This window comes from Kitasatospora sp. NPDC034023, from assembly GCF_055575795.1.
Genome location: NZ_JBVIRY010000002.1, coordinates 323,300 through 343,030 on the forward strand (window position 1 = coordinate 323,300; position 19,731 = coordinate 343,030).

General features: G+C 73.0%; 21 protein-coding genes and 3 tRNA genes. 12 read left to right on the forward strand and 12 right to left on the reverse strand.

The window, feature by feature from the left end; translation table 11 throughout:
- Positions 1-44 precede the first annotated feature (44 nt).
- On the forward strand, positions 45-623 hold the full coding sequence (locus ACZ52R_RS04330; protein WP_465620242.1) for a TIGR03086 family metal-binding protein: 579 nt from the start codon (positions 45-47) through the stop codon (positions 621-623).
- Between the two features lie 94 nt (positions 624-717).
- On the opposite strand, the gene ACZ52R_RS04335 is transcribed toward ACZ52R_RS04330, so the two are convergent.
- Both ACZ52R_RS04335 and ACZ52R_RS04340 read right to left on the reverse strand, forming a co-directional pair.
- On the reverse strand, positions 718-1,731 hold the full coding sequence (locus ACZ52R_RS04335; protein ID WP_465620240.1) for an aldo/keto reductase: 1,014 nt from the start codon (positions 1,729-1,731) through the stop codon (positions 718-720).
- A complete protein-coding gene (locus ACZ52R_RS04340) occupies positions 1,728-2,231 on the reverse strand; it encodes a MerR family transcriptional regulator (protein ID WP_465620238.1) in 504 nt (167 codons plus the stop codon). Before ACZ52R_RS04340 ends, ACZ52R_RS04335 begins: the two co-directional genes overlap by 4 nt.
- 158 nt (positions 2,232-2,389) lie before the next feature.
- On the opposite strand from ACZ52R_RS04340, the gene ACZ52R_RS04345 reads away from it, so the two are divergent.
- Positions 2,390-3,220 carry a serine hydrolase domain-containing protein gene (locus ACZ52R_RS04345; protein WP_465620237.1) on the forward strand — a complete coding sequence of 277 codons (831 nt, stop codon included), beginning with the start codon at positions 2,390-2,392 and terminating at the stop codon, positions 3,218-3,220.
- A 35-nt stretch (positions 3,221-3,255) separates the two neighbouring features.
- On the opposite strand, the gene ACZ52R_RS04350 is transcribed toward ACZ52R_RS04345, so the two are convergent.
- Positions 3,256-4,032 (reverse strand): pirin family protein, encoded by a 777-nt coding sequence (locus ACZ52R_RS04350; RefSeq protein ID WP_465620235.1) that lies wholly within the window; start codon positions 4,030-4,032, stop codon positions 3,256-3,258.
- Positions 4,033-4,238: 206 nt separating this feature from the next.
- Here ACZ52R_RS04350 and ACZ52R_RS04355 point away from each other — a divergent pair, with 206 nt between their 5' ends.
- The 5 genes from ACZ52R_RS04355 (at position 4,239) to fabF (ending at position 9,283) form a co-directional block, all read left to right on the forward strand.
- Positions 4,239-5,435, forward strand: coding sequence for a PucR family transcriptional regulator (locus ACZ52R_RS04355; protein WP_360493031.1), 1,197 nt, complete (start codon positions 4,239-4,241; stop codon positions 5,433-5,435).
- Positions 5,436-5,526: 91 nt separating this feature from the next.
- The gene (locus ACZ52R_RS04360; RefSeq protein WP_465620234.1) at positions 5,527-6,477 is read left to right on the forward strand and encodes an ACP S-malonyltransferase; all 951 of its coding nucleotides are present in this window, start codon (positions 5,527-5,529) and stop codon (positions 6,475-6,477) included.
- On the forward strand, positions 6,474-7,505 hold the full coding sequence (locus ACZ52R_RS04365) for a beta-ketoacyl-ACP synthase III (protein WP_360493003.1): 1,032 nt from the start codon (positions 6,474-6,476) through the stop codon (positions 7,503-7,505). The genes ACZ52R_RS04360 and ACZ52R_RS04365 overlap by 4 nt, the downstream gene beginning before the upstream one ends.
- A gap of 79 nt (positions 7,506-7,584) precedes the next feature.
- Complete coding sequence (locus ACZ52R_RS04370) at positions 7,585-7,833, forward strand: acyl carrier protein (RefSeq protein WP_360493006.1); 249 nt, start codon at positions 7,585-7,587, stop codon at positions 7,831-7,833.
- A gap of 184 nt (positions 7,834-8,017) precedes the next feature.
- Positions 8,018-9,283: a beta-ketoacyl-ACP synthase II gene (fabF, locus tag ACZ52R_RS04375; RefSeq protein ID WP_465620232.1), complete on the forward strand. Its 1,266-nt coding sequence runs from the start codon at positions 8,018-8,020 to the stop codon at positions 9,281-9,283.
- A 79-nt stretch (positions 9,284-9,362) separates the two neighbouring features.
- Here the strand turns inward: fabF and ACZ52R_RS04380 are convergent, their stop codons facing one another.
- Positions 9,363-9,857, reverse strand: coding sequence for a DUF3145 domain-containing protein (locus ACZ52R_RS04380; RefSeq protein ID WP_360504182.1), 495 nt, complete (start codon positions 9,855-9,857; stop codon positions 9,363-9,365).
- A gap of 392 nt (positions 9,858-10,249) precedes the next feature.
- Complete coding sequence (locus ACZ52R_RS04385; RefSeq protein WP_360504184.1) at positions 10,250-11,275, reverse strand: NADP-dependent oxidoreductase; 1,026 nt, start codon at positions 11,273-11,275, stop codon at positions 10,250-10,252.
- A 103-nt stretch (positions 11,276-11,378) separates the two neighbouring features.
- Between ACZ52R_RS04385 and ACZ52R_RS04390 the strand changes: the two genes are divergently transcribed.
- Together ACZ52R_RS04390 and ACZ52R_RS04395 are read left to right on the forward strand one after the other, a co-directional pair.
- The gene (locus ACZ52R_RS04390; protein WP_360504186.1) at positions 11,379-11,843 is read left to right on the forward strand and encodes a MarR family winged helix-turn-helix transcriptional regulator; all 465 of its coding nucleotides are present in this window, start codon (positions 11,379-11,381) and stop codon (positions 11,841-11,843) included.
- Positions 11,844-11,963: 120 nt separating this feature from the next.
- On the forward strand, positions 11,964-13,514 hold the full coding sequence (locus ACZ52R_RS04395) for an LCP family protein (protein WP_465752703.1): 1,551 nt from the start codon (positions 11,964-11,966) through the stop codon (positions 13,512-13,514).
- 25 nt (positions 13,515-13,539) lie between these two features.
- Here ACZ52R_RS04395 and ACZ52R_RS04400 read toward each other — a convergent pair whose 3' ends face one another.
- The 5 genes from ACZ52R_RS04400 to ACZ52R_RS04420 all read right to left on the reverse strand — a co-directional run bounded on the left by ACZ52R_RS04400 (position 13,540) and on the right by ACZ52R_RS04420 (position 16,930).
- Complete coding sequence (locus tag ACZ52R_RS04400) at positions 13,540-14,514, reverse strand: 1-aminocyclopropane-1-carboxylate deaminase/D-cysteine desulfhydrase (protein WP_465620227.1); 975 nt, start codon at positions 14,512-14,514, stop codon at positions 13,540-13,542.
- Between the two features lie 154 nt (positions 14,515-14,668).
- Positions 14,669-15,316 (reverse strand): GOLPH3/VPS74 family protein, encoded by a 648-nt coding sequence (locus ACZ52R_RS04405; protein ID WP_465620226.1) that lies wholly within the window; start codon positions 15,314-15,316, stop codon positions 14,669-14,671.
- Between the two features lie 42 nt (positions 15,317-15,358).
- Positions 15,359-15,586 carry a type II toxin-antitoxin system antitoxin gene (locus ACZ52R_RS04410; RefSeq protein WP_360504194.1) on the reverse strand — a complete coding sequence of 76 codons (228 nt, stop codon included), beginning with the start codon at positions 15,584-15,586 and terminating at the stop codon, positions 15,359-15,361.
- 9 nt (positions 15,587-15,595) lie between these two features.
- Positions 15,596-16,543 (reverse strand): SPFH domain-containing protein, encoded by a 948-nt coding sequence (locus tag ACZ52R_RS04415; RefSeq protein ID WP_465620224.1) that lies wholly within the window; start codon positions 16,541-16,543, stop codon positions 15,596-15,598.
- A gap of 313 nt (positions 16,544-16,856) precedes the next feature.
- Positions 16,857-16,930: transfer RNA gene (locus ACZ52R_RS04420), tRNA-Ile, on the reverse strand.
- A 190-nt stretch (positions 16,931-17,120) separates the two neighbouring features.
- Here ACZ52R_RS04420 and ACZ52R_RS04425 point away from each other — a divergent pair.
- Positions 17,121-17,972 carry a trypsin-like serine peptidase gene (locus ACZ52R_RS04425; protein WP_465662740.1) on the forward strand — a complete coding sequence of 284 codons (852 nt, stop codon included), beginning with the start codon at positions 17,121-17,123 and terminating at the stop codon, positions 17,970-17,972.
- Between the two features lie 117 nt (positions 17,973-18,089).
- Entirely contained in the window at positions 18,090-18,836 is a 747-nt protein-coding gene (locus ACZ52R_RS04430; RefSeq protein ID WP_465620221.1) for a trypsin-like serine peptidase, read from the forward strand.
- Between the two features lie 126 nt (positions 18,837-18,962).
- On the opposite strand, the gene ACZ52R_RS04435 is transcribed toward ACZ52R_RS04430, so the two are convergent.
- Both ACZ52R_RS04435 and ACZ52R_RS04440 read right to left on the reverse strand, forming a co-directional pair.
- Positions 18,963-19,035: transfer RNA gene (locus ACZ52R_RS04435), tRNA-Asn, on the reverse strand.
- A 60-nt stretch (positions 19,036-19,095) separates the two neighbouring features.
- Positions 19,096-19,168 (reverse strand) — tRNA-Asn (locus tag ACZ52R_RS04440).
- 234 nt (positions 19,169-19,402) lie between these two features.
- On the opposite strand from ACZ52R_RS04440, the gene ACZ52R_RS04445 reads away from it, so the two are divergent.
- Complete coding sequence (locus ACZ52R_RS04445) at positions 19,403-19,708, forward strand: hypothetical protein (RefSeq protein WP_396287800.1); 306 nt, start codon at positions 19,403-19,405, stop codon at positions 19,706-19,708.
- Positions 19,709-19,731 lie beyond the last annotated feature (23 nt).

A 19,731-nucleotide genomic window follows, 5' to 3' on the forward strand; every position in this document is an offset into this window, starting at 1 on the left:
TTCCGAGCCCGAAAGCCCGCCCGACCACGGGGAGTTGACCGCACATGAACGCCGTCCAGGACGCCCGCCCGCAGTACCTGCTCGCCCTCGACCAGCTGGAGAAGCTGTTCGCCACGATCACCCCGGCTGACCTCGACCGGCCCACCCCCTGCACCGAGTTCACGCTGCGCCGGCTGCTGAACCACGTGGTCGGCGGCATCCACCGCCTCGCGTACCTCGGGGAGGGCGGCCGCTTCGAGGACATCGTGCCCGCCATCGAGGACCCGTCGGACGAGGGCTGGCCGGCCGCGCTGGGCCGGGCCCGCGCCCGGGTGACCGCCGCCTGGGCGGACGACGCCAAGCTCGGCCGCCCGACCTTCGCACCCTGGGGCGAGGTCCCCGGCGGGGCCGCGGTCGGCGGCTACCTGATGGAGGCGGTCACCCACACCGGGGACATCGCCACCAGCCTCGGCAACGGCTTCGCGCTGGACGACGCGCTGGCGCGGACCGCGTTGGGCATCGCCGAGACCGTCCTGCCGCCCGAGAGCCGCGTCGAGGGCGTCCCGTTCGCCGCGGTCCAGCCGGTCGCCGAGGACGCCGACGTGCACGCGAAGCTGGCCGCCTGGCTGGGCCGCACAGCCTGAGCCGGGCCGCACGGCTGAAGCCGGCCGGATGAGCACGGCAGCCGGTCGGGCCCGGGAAGTCGGCGACTTCCCGGGCCCGACCGGCTGTTGCCGGCTACTCCCGGCCGACCGAGGTGAACTTCATGTCCGCGTAGCGCTCCCCCGCCACCTGGCCGGCCACCGGCTCCAGCAGCGCCAGCTCCGCCGCGGTGAGCCGCAGCGTCGCCGCAGCGGCGTTCTCGGCGAGGCGGCTGCGCTTGCGGGTGCCCGGGATCGGCACGACGGTCAGCCCGTGCACCTCGGCCCGCTGGTGCACCCAGGCCAGCGCGATCTGCGCGAGGGTCACCCCGCGGGCCGTCGCGATCTCCCGGATCGGCGCCAGCAGTTCGGCGTTGGCCGCCGCGTTGGCACCGGTGAAGCGCGGCTGGGTGCGCCGCACGTCGTCCGCCGCGAGCTGCTCGGCGGCCTGGAAGGAACCGGTCAGGAAGCCCCGCCCGAGCGGCGAGTACGGCACGAAGGCGACGCCCAGCTCGGCCGCGACCGGCACCGCCGAGCGCTCGACGTCGCGGGCGAACACCGACCACTCGGACTGCAGCGCCGCGATCGGGTGGATCGCGTGCGCCTCGCGCAGCTCGGCCCCGGTCACCTCGGACAGGCCGAGGTGGCGCACCTTGCCGGCCTTGACCAGCTCGGCCATGGTGCCGACCGAGTCGGCCAGCGGCACGGCCGGGTCGCGGCGGTGCATGTAGTAGAGGTCGATCTCGTCCACGCCGAGGCGGCGCAGCGAGGCGTCCACGGCGGCCCGGATGTACGCGGGGTCGTTGCTGATGCCGCGGTAGCCCGGGTCCTCCTCCTTGCGGACGAGGGCGAACTTGGTGGCGAGCACCACCTTGTCCCGGTTGGCCCGGACGAACGGGCCGATGAACTCCTCGTTGCGGCCGTAGCCGTAGGCGTCAGCGGTGTCGAAGAAGGTGACACCGGCCTCCAGCGCGGCGTCCAGGGTAGCGAGCGACTCGCCGGCGTCGGCCGGGCCGTAGAACTCGCTCATGCCCATGCAGCCGAGGCCCTGGACGCCCACCAGCGGGCCGTCGGTGCCGAGTTCGGCGGTGGGAAGGACGGGGTGAGTCATGCGCTCTGCTCTTCCTCTACGCGGTAGTACTGGCATTGGGCCGGGGTGCCGGCGGCGTCGGCGATCTTCCCGGCATAGAGATCGATCTTGTAGTCGAGGACGACGAGGGTGGCCTGGAGGTCGACGATCCTCTGCCGGACCTCCTCGCGCTGGGCCTCCAGCAGCAGGCGCCGCCCCTCGTAGGTCTGCTCGCCCTGTCGGGCCATGTCCACGTACTTGAGCATGTCCGCCACGGACATGCCGGTCAGTCGCAGCCGGCCCAGGAAGGCCAACCGGTGCAGGTCGGCGTCGCAGTAGCGGCGCTGGCCGCCGGCCGCGCGGTCGACGGGGTCCAGCAGGCCGATCCGCTCGTACCAGCGCAGGGTGTGGGCGGTGAGCCCGCTCGCCGCGGCGACCTCGCTGATGGTGTGCCGCGGGGTCCGGTCCGGATCGCCGACCGGGCGGCCGAACACCTCGGAGCAGCTGCGCAGGTCGATCTCGATTCGTGCGGGTGTGGCCATCGAACGTTTCCCCCTGTCCTGTGCGACGGGAACGACGCTACCGAGTTGGAGTGCACTCCAAGCAAGCCCGACCGGCCCGACAGCCGGGTGCCCCCGCCACCCGGCTGACCGCAGGGTGCCCCGCCGCCCCTCGCCCGCCCCGGCTACAGTCGGGATCCATGGAGAGCTTGCGTGTGATCGAGAACTGGCCGGTGCCCCACGCCGCGGCGGCGGTGGTCCGGGGGGCGGACGGCGCGGTGCTGGGGGCGCACGGGCCGCAGCAACACCTGTTCCCGCTGGCCTCGGTGACCAAGCTGCTCACCTCGTACGCGGCGCTGATCGCGGTCGAGGAGGGCGTGTTCGAGCTGGACGACCCGGCCGGGCCGCCCGGTGCGACCGTCCGCCACCTGCTCGCCCACACCTCCGGCCTGGGCTTCGACGAGGACCGGGTGTTCGCCGAGCCCGGCAACCGCCGGCTCTACTCCAACGCGGGCTTCGACGCGCTGGCGTCGGCGCTGTCCGGGGCCGCCGGGATCGAGTTCTCCCGCTACCTCGCCGAGGCGGTGTTCGAGCCGCTCGGCATGGCCGACACCCTGATCCACACCGCGCACAAGTCCCCGGCCGGCGCCGGCGGCCTGTCCACCGTCGCCGACCTCGCCCGGTTCGCCGCCGAGCTGCAGTCGCCCAAGCTGCTGGACCCGTCCACCGTCCTGCGGGCCACCCGCGAGGTCGCCTTCCCCGGCACCAGCGGCGTGCTGCCCGGCTACGGCCACCGCCGCCCGAACGACTGGGGCCTCGGCTTCGAGATCCGCGACGGCAAGAGCCCGCACTGGACCGGCACGGCCAACTCCCCGGCCACCTTCGGCCACTTCGGCCAGTCCGGCACCTTCCTGTGGGTCGACCCGCAGGCGGGCGTGGCCTGCGTCGCGCTCACCGACCGGGACTTCGGCCCGTGGGCGGTCGAGGCCTGGCCGGCCTTCTCGGACGCGGTCCTCGCCGAGCTCCGCTGAGGGCCGAGCTCCACCGAGGCCTTTCCGAGAAGGTCTCAGCCGTACGAGACCGGCGAGTGCATCTCCCACAGCAGGAGTTCCGCGCCGGTCTCGCCCGCGGCCGGGTCGGCGAAGGCCTCGCCGGTGATCCGCACGCTGTCGCCCGGGGCCATCGAGCGGCCGCCGCCCTTGGGCCCCGGGATCGTCCGGTAGCCCAGCGAGCCCGCCGTCAGGTGGACGTACCGCCAGGGGGCGGCGGGCAGCTCCGGCAGCGGCTGCCACGGCCCGGCGGTCGCCAGCCAGAGCGCGGCGTCGCTGCGGCGCAGCCGCAGGGCCTCCGTTCCGGCGTCGCGCTCCAGGCCGGAGGCGAGCAGTGTCAACCCGCCGTCCGCCGGTTCCACCTTGCGCAGCCCGTACGCCGGGGCCGCGTCGAACTCGTCCGGCTGGAGCCACATCTGGACGAAGCGGACCGGGCCGGTGGCGCCGCCGATGTTGCGTTCGGTGTGGGTGACGCCGGAGCCTGCGCTGAGGTGCTGGACCATTCCGGGGCGGACCACCCCGCCGTGGCCGTGGGAGTCCCGGTGGGCGAGCGCGCCCTCCAGCACCCAGGTGAGGATCTCGGTGTCCCGGTGCTTGTGCTCCTCGAACCCGGCGCCGGGGGCGAGGAGTTCCTCGTTGCAGGCGAGCAGCGCGCCGAAGTGCGTGTTCTTCGGGTCGTAGTGGCCGGAGAAGGAGAACGCGTGGCGGGTCTCGATGCCCTCGGCAGGAGCGGAGCGGTAGCGCTCGGCGGTGCGGCGCAGGTCGGCGCGGGGGCGGTCAGCGGCGTCGGTCACGCGCCCACCGTAATGGTTGTGCCCCTTGCCACCGCGCCGCTGTGCCGGGGGGTGTGCACGAGCAGTCACTCACGTGAGGCAGTCTTGTCCTTGTGCCAGCCGCTTCCGCGAACTCCAAGAGCGAACCCAGTCCCGTACCCGAACCGACCGGGAAGAGCCCGGCTCCCCGGTCCGGGCGCGACCGTCCCGGCCGTGCCGCGCCCCGCCTGACGGCGCAGGAGCGCAGAAACGCCGCCGAGCGCGCCGAGCGCCGGGCGGCGACGCTCAAGCGGCTGGAGAAGTCCTCGGGCAAGCTGGCCACCGCCGCGATCTCGCGGATGGACGACCAGCTCGGCTGGTACCGGCGGATGCCGCCGGAGCACCGGTCGTGGATCGGCCTGGTCGCCCAAGCCGGTATCGCCGCCTTCACCGAGTGGTACCGCCATCCCGAGGCCGCGAAGGCGATCTCCACCGACGTCTTCGGCACCGCCCCGCGCGAGCTGACCAGGGCGATCACCCTGCGCCAGACCGTCGAGCTGATCCGCACCACGATCGAGGTGATGGAGGAGGCCATCGAGGAGGTGGCCGCCCCCGGCGACGAGGCGGACATGCGCGAGTCGGTGCTGGTCTACGCCCGGGAGATCGCCTTCGCGACCGCCCAGGTGTACGCCCAGGCGGCCGAGGCGCGCGGCGCCTGGGACGCCCGGCTGGAGGCGCTGGTGGTCAACTCCCTGATGTCCGGCGACGCCGACGAGGGCGTGCTCTCCCGCGCCGCCGCGCTCGGCTGGGGCCAGCCCAGCCAGATCCGGGTGGTGATGGGCAGCGCGCCGGACGGCGACAGCGAGCTGGTGGTGGAGGCGATCCGCCGGGCCGCCCGGTACGCCAAGCTGCACGTGCTGACCGGGGTGCTGGGCAGGCGCCTGGTGGTGGTGGTCGGCGGCAACAAGGAGCCGGTGCAGGCGGCCAAGGCGCTGATCGGCCAGTTCGCGCCGGGCCCGGTGGTGGTCGGCCCGACCGTGCCGGACCTGCTGTCCGCGACCCGCTCGGCGCACGCCGCCGCGGCCGGGCTGCGCGCCTGCGCCGCCTGGCCGGACGCTCCCCGCCCGGTGCTGGCGGACGACCTGCTGCCCGAGCGGGCACTGGCCGGCGACCAGGCTGCGCGCCACCAGTTGGTGGAGGAGATCTACACACCCCTGGATGAGGCGGGCTCGGCACTGCTGGAGACGCTCAGTGTCTACCTGGAGCAGGCCTCCTCCCTGGAGGGCGCGGCCCGGATGCTCTTCGTCCACCCCAACACGGTGCGCTACCGGCTACGACGTGTGACCGACGTCACGGGGTACGCCCCCTCCGACGTGCGTTCGGCGTTCACTCTGCGGATCGCACTGGCCCTCGGCCGGCTGACCGCCGTGGGCGAGCCCAGCTGAGCCGGAGTGTAGGGACCATACAATCCCGGATGGTTTTCTTCGTTACCGTCGCCTACCCGCCCCCGGGCGCCTGGCGAGAGAGGGTTGAACCGTGCTCGTAATCGTCGCCCCTGGACAGGGTGCCCAGTCCCCCGGTTTCCTCAGCCCCTGGCTGGAGCTGGACGGTGTCGCCGACCGCCTGCGCGGCTGGTCGGACGTCGCCGGGCTCGACCTGGTGCACGCCGGCACCGAGGCGTCCGCCGAGGAGATCAAGGACACCGCCGTCGCCCAGCCGCTGCTGGTCGCGGCCGGTCTGGTGACCGCCCGGGAGCTGTTCCCGGACGAGGACGCCGCCCGCAAGCTGGTCGGCGCCGTCGCCGGCCACAGCGTCGGCGAGATCACCGCCGCCGCCGGCGCCGGGGTGCTCAGCGCCCATGACGCCCTGACTTTTGTCCGCGAGCGCGGCCGGGCCATGGCCGCGGCCGCCACCGTCACCGAGACCGGCATGACCGCCGTGCTCGGCGGCGACCCCGAGGTCGTCGCGGCGGCGCTGGACAAGCACGGCCTGACCGCGGCCAACAACAACGGCGGCGGCCAGATCGTCGCCGCCGGCACGCTGGCCCAGCTGGAGGCGCTGAAGGCGGACCCGCCGGCCGGCGCCAAGCTGATCGCCCTGAAGGTGGCCGGCGCGTTCCACACCGAGCACATGGCGCCCGGCGTCGAGCGGCTGGCCGGGCTGGCCCCGACCCTGACCGCGGCCGACCCGCAGGTCCGCTACGTCTCCAACCGGGACGGCGGGGTCGTGGACTCCGGCGCCGAGGTGCTCGCGCGCCTGGTGTCGCAGGTATCCAACCCGGTCCGCTGGGACCTGTGCATGGAGACCCTCGGGCAGCTGGGTGCGACGGCCGTGATCGAGCTGTCCCCCGCGGGCACCCTCACGGGGCTGCTCAAGCGCAACCTCAAGGGTGTGGCCACGCTCGCCCTCAAGACCCCCGCCGATCTGGACAAGGCCCGCGAGCTCATCGCGGAGCACGGCGGTCAGGAGCAGGAGACCACCGCATGACCAAGCCCCAGATCCGCCCCGCCGGCGGTGCGCAGTACTCGCGCATCCACGGCGTCGGCGGCTACCGCCCGGTCCGGGTGATTCCCAACGCCGAGGTCCTGGAGTGGATCGACTCCTCGGACGAGTGGATCCGCACCCGCAGCGGGATCACCGAGCGCCGCTGGGCGGGCCCGGAGGAGACCGTCTCCGAGATGTCGGTGCAGGCCGCCGGCAAGGCCATCGCCCAGGCCGGGATCTCCCCGGAGCAGATCGGCGGCGTGATCGTCGCGACCGTCTCGCACTTCAAGCAGACCCCGGCGATCGCCACCGAGATCGCCGAGCGGCTCGGCTGCGGCACCGCCCCGGCCTTCGACATTTCGGCCGCCTGCGCCGGCTTCGGCTACGGCCTGGGCCTGGCCGACGGCATGATCCGCGGCGGCAACGCCGAGTACGTGCTGGTGATCGGCGTCGAGCGGCTCAGTGACCTGACCGACAAGTCGGACCGCTCGACCGCCTTCATCTTCGGCGACGGCGCCGGCGCCGCGATCGTCGGCCCGTCCGACACTCCGGGCATCGGCAAGCTGATCTGGGGTTCGGACGGCTCGCAGGCCGACGTGATCACCCAGACCGAGGCCTGGGACACCGCCTTCGCCAAGCCCGACGCGATCAACGGGCCGGGCGAGGACACCAAGTGGCCGTTCCTGCGGATGGACGGCCAGCCGGTCTTCCGCTGGGCGGTCTGGGAGATGGCCAAGGTCGCCCAGCAGGCGCTGGACGCCGCCGGGGTGACCGCCGACCAGCTCGGCGCGTTCATCCCGCACCAGGCCAACATGCGGATCACCGACGCCATGATCAAGGCGCTCAAGCTGCCGGAGTCGGTGCCGGTTGCCCGTGACATCGCGGAGACCGGCAACACCTCCGCGGCCTCCATTCCGCTCGCGATGGAGCGCATGCTGGAGACCGGCGAGGCCCACAGCGGCGACCTGGCGCTGATCATCGGCTTCGGGGCGGGTCTCGTGTACGCCGCGGCAGTCGTTACGCTCCCCTAGGCGCGTTTCGCCCACTCATCCACAAGCCTGTGTCCGGCCGCCGGCCGGACACGTTCAACACCGTAGAGGAGCAGCCAGTATGGCTACCAAGGACGAGGTCCTGTCCGGTCTCGCCGACATCGTCAACGAGATCGCCGGCATCCCGGTCGAGGACGTTGAGGTCGACAAGTCGTTCACCGACGACCTGGACGTCGACTCGCTGTCCATGGTCGAGGTCGTCGTGGCCGCCGAGGAGCGCTTCGACGTCAAGATCCCGGACGACGAGGTCAAGAACCTGAAGACCGTCGGCGACGCCGTGGACTACATCCTGGCCAACGCCAGCGCCTGAGCGATCGACTCGTTCGCTTCGGCCAGCCCGTCCGAGGTGCCCTGAGCACCTCGGACGGCTGACCCGTCGGTCCGGCTCGCCGAGCCGGACCGACCCTCCGGCCGGGACGCCCCACCGGGGCGCCCGGCCGGGCCCGTCCTCGGCTCCCGCCGACCCCCCGCACACGTGAGAGAAGAAGAAACCAGTGACCGCTGAAAATCGCACCGTGGTCGTCACGGGTATCGGCGCCTTCACGCCGCTGGGCGCCGACGCCGCCGGCACCTGGGAGAACCTGGTCGCCGGTAAGTCCGGTGTGGCGGCCCTGACCGAGGAGTGGGCCGAAGAACTGCCGGTTCGGATCGGCGCGCGCACCGCCGTCGAGCCGGGCGAGATCCTGCCCCGCCCGCTGGCCCGCAAGCTGGACCGCTCGGCCCAGTTCGCCGTGATCGCCGCCCGCGAGGCCTGGGCCGACGCCGGCTACGAGACCCCCGCCACCGACGAGTCCTCCAAGCTCGCCCCCGAGCGCCTGGGCACCGTCATCGCCTCCGGCATCGGCGGCGTGACCACCCTCCTCGACCAGTACGACGTGCTGCGGGAGAAGGGTGCCCGCAAGGTCTCCCCGCACACCGTCCCGATGCTGATGCCCAACTCCCCGGCGGCCAACGTCGGCCTGGAGGTCGGCGCCCGCGCGGGTGTGCACACCCCCGTCTCCGCCTGCGCCTCCGGCGCCGAGGCGATCGGCTACGCGATCGAGATGATCCGTACCGGCCGCGCCGACGTCGTGGTGGCCGGCGGTACCGAGGCGGCGATCCACCCGCTGCCGATCGCCGCGTTCGCCAGCATGATGGCGATGTCCAAGAACAACGACGACCCCCAGCACGCCTCCCGCCCGTACGACAAGGCCCGCGACGGCTTCGTGCTGGGCGAGGGCGCCGGCGTGGTCGTCCTGGAGTCGGTCGAGCACGCCGAGGCGCGCGGCGCCCGGATCTACTGCGAGGCCGTGGGCCAGGGCCTGTCCTCGGACGCCCACCACATCGCCCAGCCCGAGCCGACCGGCGCCGGCGTGGCCCGCGCGCTGGCCGACCTGTTCGAGCGCAACGAGCTGGACAAGGCCGAGATCGTGCACGTCAACGCGCACGCCACCTCGACCCCGCAGGGCGACACCGCCGAGCTGAAGGCGCTCCGCAAGGAGCTCGGCGACGACCTCGACCACATCGCCATCTCGGCCACCAAGTCGATGACCGGTCACCTGCTGGGCGGCGCCGGCGGCGTCGAGACCGTCGCCACCGTGCTGGCCCTGTACAACCGCCTCGCCCCGCCGACCATCAACGTCGACGACCTGGACGACGACGTGGACGCGGACATCGTGCGCGGCGAGGCCCGCAAGCTGCCCGAGGGCCGGATCGCGGCGCTGAACAACTCGTTCGGCTTCGGCGGCCACAACGTGGTGCTGGCCTTCCGCACCCGCTGACACCCGCTGCCCCGAACAGCCCGTACGAAGGGGCCGGCGCTCTCCGCGAGCGCCGGCCCCTTCGTCGTACCCTCCGGTCTCAGACCACCTGGTGCAGCCAGCGCACCGGCGCGCCCTCGCCCGCGTAGCGGAACGGCTCCAGCTCGTCGTCCCAGGGCTTGCCGAGCAGCCGGGCGATCTCGGCCTCCAGGTCGGCCCCCTCGCTGCGGGCGCGCAGCAGGACGGCGCGCAGCCGGTCCTCGGGGATGAGGATGTCGCCGTGGATGCCCGTGACGGCGTGGAAGATGCCGAGCGTGGGCGTGCTGCTGTACCGCTCCCCCTCCGCCGTGGCGCAGGGCTCGCTGGTCACCTCGTACCGCATCAGCTGCCAGCCGCGCAGCGCGGAGGCGATCTTCGAGGCCGTGCCGGGCTCCCCTTGCCAGGAGAGCTCGGCACGCCAATGCGCGGGTGCGGCCGGCTGGCGGATCCAGTCCAGGCTCACCCTCACACCGAGCACCCCCGCGACGGCCCACTCGACGTGCGGGCACAGCGCGCGGGGCGCGGAGTGGATGTACAGAACTCCACGTGTCGTCACCGGGACCTCCAGGCTGTGGACGAGGGTCGCCTTCCCCAGCTGCCTCGTGCCTGCAGTTGATCCACAGTTACCCACGTTAGCCGACATTAAGTCACTAAATTGAGCAAAACGGACAGGCTTTCGCTCAATGCTAGTCGAATCCTCAACGAGGTCTACCCCTCGGCCGGATCTCTCCCCCGAACGGCCCCATCGCCGGGCGGAACCACCGTACCGCGCCGCCCCGCAGGATGGCTGACGCACTTTCGGATCCGGCCGGAATGCGGTAGTGCGACCGGATCCCCTGCGCCCGACTGCGAACCGTTGACGGCGAACCGCTGACGACGAGCCGTTGACGACAGACCGCCCCGCGTGCCCGGTCGGGGCGGCGGGGCGGTCGGTGTCCTGACGCGGCGTCAGCCGTCCAGGCGGACGATCATCTTGCCGGTGTTGCCGCCGCGCAGCAGGTCGAGGAAGGCGTCCGCGGTGCTGTCGATGCCCTGGGTCACCGTCTCGCGGTACTCCAGCTCACCCGAGCGCACCCACGCCGAGACCTCCTCGACGAACTTCGGCTGGAGGTCGTAGTGGTCGCCGACGAGCAGTCCCTCCATGCGGAAGCGCTTGGCGATGATCTGCGCCAGGTTGCGCGGGGCCGGAGTGGGCTCGGTGGCGTTGTACTGCGAGATCATGCCGCACACCACGATGCGTCCGTGCAGGTTCATCACCTCGATCGCCGCTTCCAGGTGCTCGCCGCCCACGTTGTCGAAGTACACGTCGATGCCGTCGGGGGCCGCCGCCTGGAGCTGCTCGACCACCGGACCGTTCTTGTAGTTGAACGCGGCGTCGAATCCGTACTCCTCCACGAGGAGCTTGACCTTCTCGTCCGAGCCGGCGGAGCCGATCACTCGCGCCGCGCCCTTCAGCTTGGCGATCTGGCCCACGATGCCGCCCACCGCGCCGGCCGCGCCGGACACGAACACCACGTCGCCGGCCTTGATCTCCGCGATCCGCGTCAGCCCCGCGTACGCGGTCAGACCCGGCATGCCGAGCACGCCGAGGTAGGTGGAGAGCGGCGCGGCGTTCGGGTCCACCTTGACGGCCGTCCTGGCGTCGAACGTCGCGTACTCGCGCCAGCCGAAGAAGTGCAGCACGTAGTCGCCCTCGGCGAAGCCCTCCGCCTGCGAGGCGACGACCTGGCCGACCGCCCCGCCCTGCATCGGCTTGTCGAGCTCGTACGGCTCCGCGTAGGACTTGCGGGCCGACATCCGGCCGCGCATGTACGGGTCCACCGAGAGGTAGACGTTGCGGACCAGGATCTCGCCCGGACCCGGGGTCCGGACCGGGGCCTCGACCAGGGCGAAGTCGGTCGGCACCGGCCAGCCCTCCGGGCGGGCGGCGAGGTGCCATTCACGGGCGGTGGCGGGGGCGGCCTGCTCTGCCATGGGACGTGCTCCTTACGGTTCAGGTGCATGAAAGGTTGAGAAACTTAAGTAACGATGGGCATGAAAGGTTCATCTTGTCAACTTTTCAGGTAGACTCTGCACCATGGACACTCAGCCGGCCCAGGACGCCACGCCGCAGCCCGACGAGATCACCCGCGACGTCGTCGACCTGATGGCCAACCTGGTCGCGCTCTTCCACCGCGAGTACGAGGACGCCGCCGCCGCCCGCTCGCTCACCGGCGCCCAGGCCAAGGTGCTCGCACTGCTGCGGCGCGGACCGATGCCGATGCGCCAGATCGCCCAGACGCTCAGCTGCGAGCCGTCCAACATCACCGGCATCGTCGACCGGCTGGAGTCCCGCGGCTTCGTCACCCGCGAGGCCGACCGGCAGGACCGCCGGGTCAAGCTGGTCGCCGCCACCGACACCGGCTCGGCGGCCTCCGCCGAGCTGCGCGAATCGCTGAACTTCGCCCGCGAGCCGCTGGCCGCGCTCGGCCCGGACGAGCGGACGGTCCTGCGCGACCTGCTCCGGCGGATGCTCGCGGGCGCCGCCGGCCCCGGGGCGTGACCAGCATCACAGGCCCGACGGGCGATCCGTTCGCCCATCGGGGGTAACCGAACCGCCCCCCGGAACGTCTAACGTTCGAATCGTCGAACGCGAGAAACCTGAAGACGGGGGGCACAGAGGATGAGCAGCAGCACGCGCCGACGCCGCTACCTGCGGACCGCCATCGGCCTGGCCGCCGTTCTGGTGCTGTCGGTCGTGGGTGCCGGGGCCTGGTTCTACCACCGGCTGGACAGCAACATCACCACCTTCGACGCGGGCGGCGTCGCCACCGAGCGCCCGCCGTCCCCCGTTCCGGCCACCCCGGGCGCCTCCGTGCCGGTCAACGTGCTGCTGCTCGGCTCGGACACCCGCGGCGACGGCAACAACGCGCTGGGCGGCGGCGACGAGGGCGTCGGCCACTCGGACACCGCGATCGTGCTGCACATCTACGCCGACCACAAGCACGCCGTCGGCGTCTCCATCCCCCGCGACACCCTGGTCACCGTCCCGTCCTGTCGGCTGCCGAGCGGCGCCTGGACGGCGCCCAAGAACGACCAGATGTTCAACTCCGCCTTCACCGTCGGCGAGGACGCCAAGGGCAACCCGGCCTGCACGCAGAACACCGTGGAGAAGCTCACCGGGCTGCGGATCGACCACACCGTCGTGGTCGACTTCAAGGGCGCGGCCGCGATGGCCGACGCCGTCGACGGCGTCGAGGCCTGCGTGCCCAACGACGTCAACGAGTTCGGCATCCACCTGAAGAAGGGGCTGCAGAAGCTCTCCGGGCAGTCCGCGGTGGACTACCTGCGAGCGCGCCACGGCATCGGCGACAACTCCGACATAGGCCGGATGAAGCGCCAGCAGGCCTTCCTCTCCTCGATGATCAAGAAGGTCCAGAGCCAGGGCTTCTCGCTGCCCACCCTGCTGCCGCTGGCGGACGCGGCCACCAAGTCGCTCACCGTGGACGAGGGGCTGGGCACCGCGATGAAGCTGGTGGACTTCGCCCGCTCGGTGCAGGACATCAAGCTGTCCGACGTCACCTTCGTCACCGCGCCCTGGCGCTTCGCCGGCGAGCGGATCCGGCTGGTCCAGCCGGACGCCGACACCCTCTGGAAGCTGCTGCGCGAGGACCGCACCCTGGACGGGCAGAGCACCGCCGGGACGGGCCAGGTGACCTCTTCCCCCACCGCCGGCCCGGGCGCGACGGCCGGCACCGACACGCCGCTGACCCCCGAGCAGGCCGCGGCGCCGATCACCGTGGTCAACGGCGTCGGTACCCCCGGTCTGGCGGGCTCCGGCGGCGAGACCCTCAAGGGGAGGGGCTTCCGGAACGTCACGCTCGGCTCCAACTCCCCGGGACACCAGGTCACCCGGATCGCGTACGACCCCGCGCTGAAGGCCACCGCCGACCAGGTGGTGGCGCTCTTCCCCGGCGCCCAGGCGGTCGAGGAGCCCGGCTCGGAGTCGATCACCGTCACGCTCGGCGCCGACTACCGGCCGGCGGGCACCCGGATCGACTCGGCGTCCTCCCCGATCCCGACCCCCGGCGCCGCGACCCCCGGTGCCGCGGCCGACGGCACGCCCGGCGGCGCGCCGACCGGCGGCGTCCCCACCGGGGGCGTCCCGACCGGCATAGCGGAGAACACCCGCAACGCCGACACCGACCCGTGCGCCAACCTGTCCTTCGGCTGACCGGCCACCGGACCCGGGGTCCCGGCTACTCGGGGTCCGGCAGCCCGGTGACCACGGCGGTGAGACGGGTGCCGCGCGGGAAGGCGCCCGCCCCGGCCAGGTCGGCCAGCCCGGCGAGCAGCTTGGCGACGTAGCGCCGCTCCACCGGGACGCCGTGGCGGCGCTCGAACCGCTCGGCGAAGGCCGCCAGGTCCGCCGGGACCCGGCCGTAGCCGCCGCCGTGGTGCGCGTGGTCGATCCGCCAGTTGTCGAACTCGCGTCCGTACGCGGCCAGATGGAGCCGGGCGACCTCCGCCTCCAGGTACCCCTCGCCGCCGCGCAACACGGCCACGCCGAGCGCCCGAGCGCCCGGCGGCAGGCCCGCCGCGATGCCGGCCAGCGTGCCGCCGGTGCCGACCGGGCAGCAGACCACGTCGCGTGCGCCCAGATCGGGCAGTTCGGCCGGGATCGCGGCCGCGCCGACGGCGGCCAGGGCGTTGGAGCCGCCCTCCGGGAGCACCAGGCAGGGGCCCCAGCGGCGCTGCAGGCCGTCGTCCGTACCGCCGTCGTCCGTACCGCCGTCGTCCGTACCGCCGTCGTCCGGGGCGCCGTCGTCCGTCGGGTCCGCGCTGCCGGCTCGGCCGGTGGCCTCCCGGTACGCGGCCCGGGTCAGGAACTCCAGCCGCATCCCCGCCGCCTCGGCGGCCCGCAGCGACCAGTTGCGCGGCCGGTCCGCCAACTCCTCGCCGCGAACCAGTCCGACGCTCTCCAGCCCGAGTGCCCCGGCGGCGGCCGCGACGGCCCGCAGGTGGGTCGAGTACGCGCCGCCGAAGGTCAGCAGCCGGGTGTGGCCCCGCTCGACGGCGGCGGCCAGGTTGGGCGCGAGCTTGCGCCACTTGTTGCCGGGAACGGTCGGGTGCAGCAGGTCGTCCCGCTTGAGCCGCAGCTCCACCCCGGCCCGGGCGAACGCCTCGTCGGTGCAGTCCACCAGCGGGGTCGGCAGCAGGGCGGGTTCGAGCACCCGGCCAGCTTACGGGCCGGCCCGAACGAGCCAGGCGAACGGGCCGGGCGTACGGGCCAGGCGTACGGGCCGGGCGTGCGGGCAGCGGGTAGCCCCCGGGCAGCGTGGAGCCCGACCGCCGGATCGGCGACCGGGCTCACGGCGCAGGGGTGGGTCAGCCCCCCGTCGAACCGTCGGCACGGCTGGCGTTGACCGCCCGGCGCAGGGCGCGCGGGACGGGGCCCGCCGCGGGGGCGAGCTTGTCGATCCGGGCCCGGAACTCGCGGCGCCGGCGCCAGGACAGGGCCGAGCCCAGCCGGGCGGCGTCGACCAGCGCGACCAGTGCGGCGTCCGCCGGTTCGACCCGGCTGAGCGGGCCCTTCAGCGCCGAACCGACCAACGCCATCACCGACTTGCGCAGCCGGGGCTCCGGCAGGATCACCCGGGAGAACGGGAACAGCCCGAGCACCCGGCGCTCCTCGATCCGGATCCGGCCCGCCGCCGCCAGGCCGTTCCGGACGACCCGTGCGGCGCGGGCCGTCGAGCCCTGGTTGCGGCCGACCCAGCTCCGCCAGCTGCGCCGACGCCCCTGCCGGATCTGCTCCAGCAGGGCGGCGGAGAGCGGGTCGAGGCCTTCGGCCTGCACCCCCTCGACGGCGGCCGGGTGTCGGCCGTCGTCCCGGATCAGTCCGCGCCGCAGGAGTTCGACCAGCGCCGACGCCCGCAGCACCAGGTCGAGCCGGTCGGTGGCGGTGAGCCGCTCACGCTCGGGGTCGTAGGCGAGCAGGTACAGCTTCTCCGGCAGATTGGCGGGCACGTCCATGGTGGACTCCAAAGCTGTGGGCAGTGGGGTGGAACCGTCCGATCATTCGGCGTCGGATTCGCCGTCCTCCGGGCTCTCCCTGGGCGGGCGTCCGCGCCGGGGAATCCGGTTCGCACCGCCGGGCATCCGGCCCGCGTCCGTGAGGGCGCGGCGGAGCAGGAACTCGATCTGCGCGTTGGTGCTGCGCAGGTCGTCCGAGGCCCAGCGGGCGAGTGCGTCGTGAACTGAAGGGTCCAGTCGCAACAGGATCTTCTTCCGTTCCGTCGCCAATGCCGCGCCTTACTGGTAGAGGGAGCCCGTGTTCACGACGGGCTGGGTGCCGCGGTCGCCGCAGAGCACCACCAGGAGGTTGCTCACCATGGCGGCCTTGCGCTCCTCGTCCAACTCCACCACGTCGCGCTCGGCGAGCCGGTCCAGCGCCTCCTCGACCATACCGACGGCGCCCTCGACGATCAGCCTGCGCGCGGCCACCACGGCCCCGGCCTGCTGACGCTGCAGCATCACCTGGGCGACCTCCGGCGCGTAGGCGAGCCGGGAGATCCGGGACTCGACGACCCGAACCCCGGCCGAGGCGACCCGGGCGGCGATCTCCGCGGAGAGCTTGCGGGCGATCTCGTCCGCCCCGTCGCGCAGCGACAACTGCCCTTCCTGGTGGGCGTCGTACGGGTAGCTGCTGGCGATGTGCCGCACGGCCGTCTCGGTCTGGATGGCGACGAAGTCGGTGTAGTCGTCCACCTCGAACATGGCCATCGCGGTGTCCTCGACCTGCCAGACCACCACGGCGGCGATCTCGATCGGGTTGCCGTCCGCGTCGTTGACCTTGGTGGTCTCGGTCTCGTGGTTGCGGATCCGCAGGGAGATGTGCCGACGGCTGGTGAACGGGTTCATCCAGGTCAGGCCCTCGGCACGGACCGTGCCGCGGTAGCGCCCGAGCAACTGCACCACCCGGGCCTGACCGGGCGAGACCACCGTCAGCCCGCACAGCGTCAGCAGCGAGCCCAGCAGCAGCAGCGGCCCGACGACGATCAGTCCGGCACCCAACCCCTGCTGCCCGTCCGCCAGTTGGACCCCTCCGCCGATGATCGACCCGGCCCCCGCGACCAGGCCGAGCAGCGCACCGAAGAGCACCGGCAACCCGGCGGCCCCGGTGATGAGCCGCTCGGTGATCTTGGGGACCGGAAGGTCCAGGGCAGGTCCGTCTTCGACGGTGAAACGCGGTGTGGCCATGAGACCGACTCCTCCAACGAGCGTCCGCATCCGATGGCAAAGTGATATCACTTTTTCCGCGCACCGCACCAGGGGGCCGACACCGGGAACACCGACGCGCCGCCGACAGGGCGCCGACGGGGCACAGGGCCGGGGAGCCACCAGGGGACGCCGGGGCCGATGCCCACAGGCGGGTGAATTCCGGCGCGCCACCCGGGGAAAGGGAGTGGCCGCGTCCTAGACTCGCGTCGTCGCAGGCGGCGGAGCTCCGGCTCAGGGCCTGCCCGCGGACGGTCATACGCGCTCGTACGGCACTCGTCGCGCATCGAGAAGGTGGGGCGGGTGGGACTCGAACCCACGACCAAGGGATTATGAGTCCCCTGCTCTAACCGGCTGAGCTACCGCCCCGGTTCGCCGCGCGCCGGTCGATCGGCCACGGCAGCAGCAGACGGCCCCAGCGAGGCCGTCCCGGGCAGCATAGCCGGTCGATCACCCGTGGTGCGCGCCGGGGGCGCACCTGGGTGCGGGACGGCGCGCGCCTCTCCGGGCGGCGCAGCCCGGGTGGCGGCGCGACGCCCGTCCGGGGCAGCCTGGGCGGATGACGATACGTAGGGCGGGGGTGGTGGCCGGGCTGTTCGCGACGGTGCTGGCCGCGGCGGGCTGCACGACCTCGGCGGGGCCCGGCGGGGGCGTCCCCACGGTCACCTCGGCACCGGCCACGGCCGCCTCGGGGAGCAGCCACGGCTGGAGCAGGCAGCGGTTCAAGGGGGCGGTCGGCCGGCGCACCGGAGTCACCCGCACCGCCAAGCCCAGCGTCCTCAACGGCCTGGTCGGCGCGGTGTTCACCCGCAACGCCGACGGCGACCACTTCTGCACGGCCAGCGTGGTCGACAGCGCCGGGCTCAACCTCATCGTCACCGCCGCCCACTGCGTCTGGGACCCGAAGCTCGGTCAGCGCGCCGACCTGGTCTTCGTCCCCGGCTACCGGGACGGGGACACCCCCAGCGGCGTCTGGCCGCTGCTGGCGGTCACCGTCGACGACGGCTGGAAGGACCACGCCGACCCGGACATGGACGTCGCCTTCGCGGTCGTCCAGGCCCAGAACGGGCAGCAGGTCCAGCAGGTGCTCGGCGCCAACCGACTGGGCGTCAACCGCGGCTACCGGGTCCCGGTGAAGGTCACCGGCTACCCGGGCAGCAGCGACGTCCCGATCACCTGCTCCAACACCACCTCCGAACAGAGCCCCACCCAGCTGCGGATCGACTGCCCCGACTACACCGGCGGCACCAGCGGCAGCCCCTGGGTCACCGACTTCGACCCCACCACCAGGACCGGCACCGTGGTCGGCGTGATCGGCGGCTACCAGGAGGGCGGCGACAGCCCGGACACCTCGTACAGCAGCTACTTCGGCGACCGCGTCCAGGCGCTGTACGACCGCGCCACCGGCTGACCGGCGCCGCACCGGGAACCCGACGGTGGCGCCGCCCGGCACGGCCTGGTAGATCTTCCTCACGAACGGCGGAACGCACGGCCCGGTGCCCGCCCCGAGGAACGAGACGGAGCCCCGATGGCCCCCCGCCCGGTACGGCCCGCGCGCCCGGTTCGTACGGCCGCGCTGGCCGCCCTGCTGCTCGCCGCCGGCACCGCGTGCGGCGGGCAGGACGGGGCGCCGACCGCCGAGGTCGCGCAGCAGAGCCCCGCGCGGGACCGGATCGGCACGCTCTCCATCCACACCGCGCAGGGCCCCCGGGCGTGCACCGCGAGTGTCGTGCAGAGCCCCCGGCACAACCTGCTGGTGACGGCGGCGCACTGTGTGCAGAGCCGCCGGATCGGCCTGCTGGACGGCCTGGTGTTCACCCCGGGCTACCGCAACGGGTCCACCCCGTACGGGACTTGGCCGGTGCGGTCGGTCACCGTCGACCCGCGCTGGGCGTCCGACGACGACCCGGAGTACGACGTGGCGTTCGTCACGGTGGGCACGGTGGACGGCCGGCAGGTCGAGGACGCGGTCGGCGGAAACCCGATCGGCACCGGGCAGGGCTTCGGGCTGTCCGTCTCGGTGACCGGCTACCCGAACCAGAGCGACGAGCCGATCACCTGCTCGGTCCGGACCCGCTCGCAGAGCGCCACCCAGGAACGCTTCGACTGCGGCGGCTACACCGACGGCACCAGCGGCAGCCCGTGGGTGACCGAGAAGGGCACGGTGGTCGGCGTGATCGGCGGCTACCAGGAGGGCGGGGACACCCCGGGCACCTCGTACAGCGTCGCCTTCGACCAGCGGGTGACCGACCTCTACCGGAAGGCGACCACCTGATTCCGGGGCCCGCCGGGGCGGCCGTCACGGTGTGACGTACGCGACACCGGGCGGCGGCAACACGAAGGCCCCCCGGTCGACCGAGGGGCCTTCGCTCTGAGCAGTCACCGGGCGCACCCGGTGCAGCTCCCGCAATTGGACTCGAACCAATAACCTGCCGATTAACAGTCGGCTGCTCTGCCAATTGAGCTATGCGGGATCGCGGCACTCGACTTCCGTACCACGGGCGGGCAGAGGACCCGGAGGGCCTCGTCCCGAGCTCCCCCAATTGGACTCGAACCAATAACCTGCCGATTAACAGTCGGCTGCTCTGCCAATTGAGCTATGGGGGATCGGCTTCCGCCCCGGCCTCCGGTTTCCCGGACTCCGTGGCGCTCGCTGCGGGACATACATTAGCGCACTCGGGGGGGTGGTCCGCCAATCGCTTTCGCCGGTTGCCCCGGGGTTGCCGCCCGGCGTGCCCCGCGCGCGCCCGCAGCCGCTCCCGGGGATGCTGGGGACGCGGACGACGGTTCGCCGTCCCGACGGACGGGTAGGGCAATGCGGCAGAAGGCCGCCAGGAGAGGGTGGATCCGACCATGTGGAAGCTGTCGTTGGCCGCGGGGTTCGCGGCCGGCTACGTACTCGGCTCGCGAGCCGGGCGTCAGCGCTACGAGCAGATCGCCAAGGTCACCCGGCAGATCGCCGAGAACCCCACAGTGCAGGGCGCCGCCGACCGGGCGAAGCACCAGGCCGGCGCGGTGGCCGGGAAGGCCGCGGGCGCGGTCGCCGACCGGGTCGGCGACCGGCTGCCGTCGGCCGTCACCGACCGGGTGCCGTACTTCAACCGGGCCCGGACGGAGGACGACGGCTGGGGTACCTTCCGCCCGTGACGGGGCGGTGATGCCACGGCAAA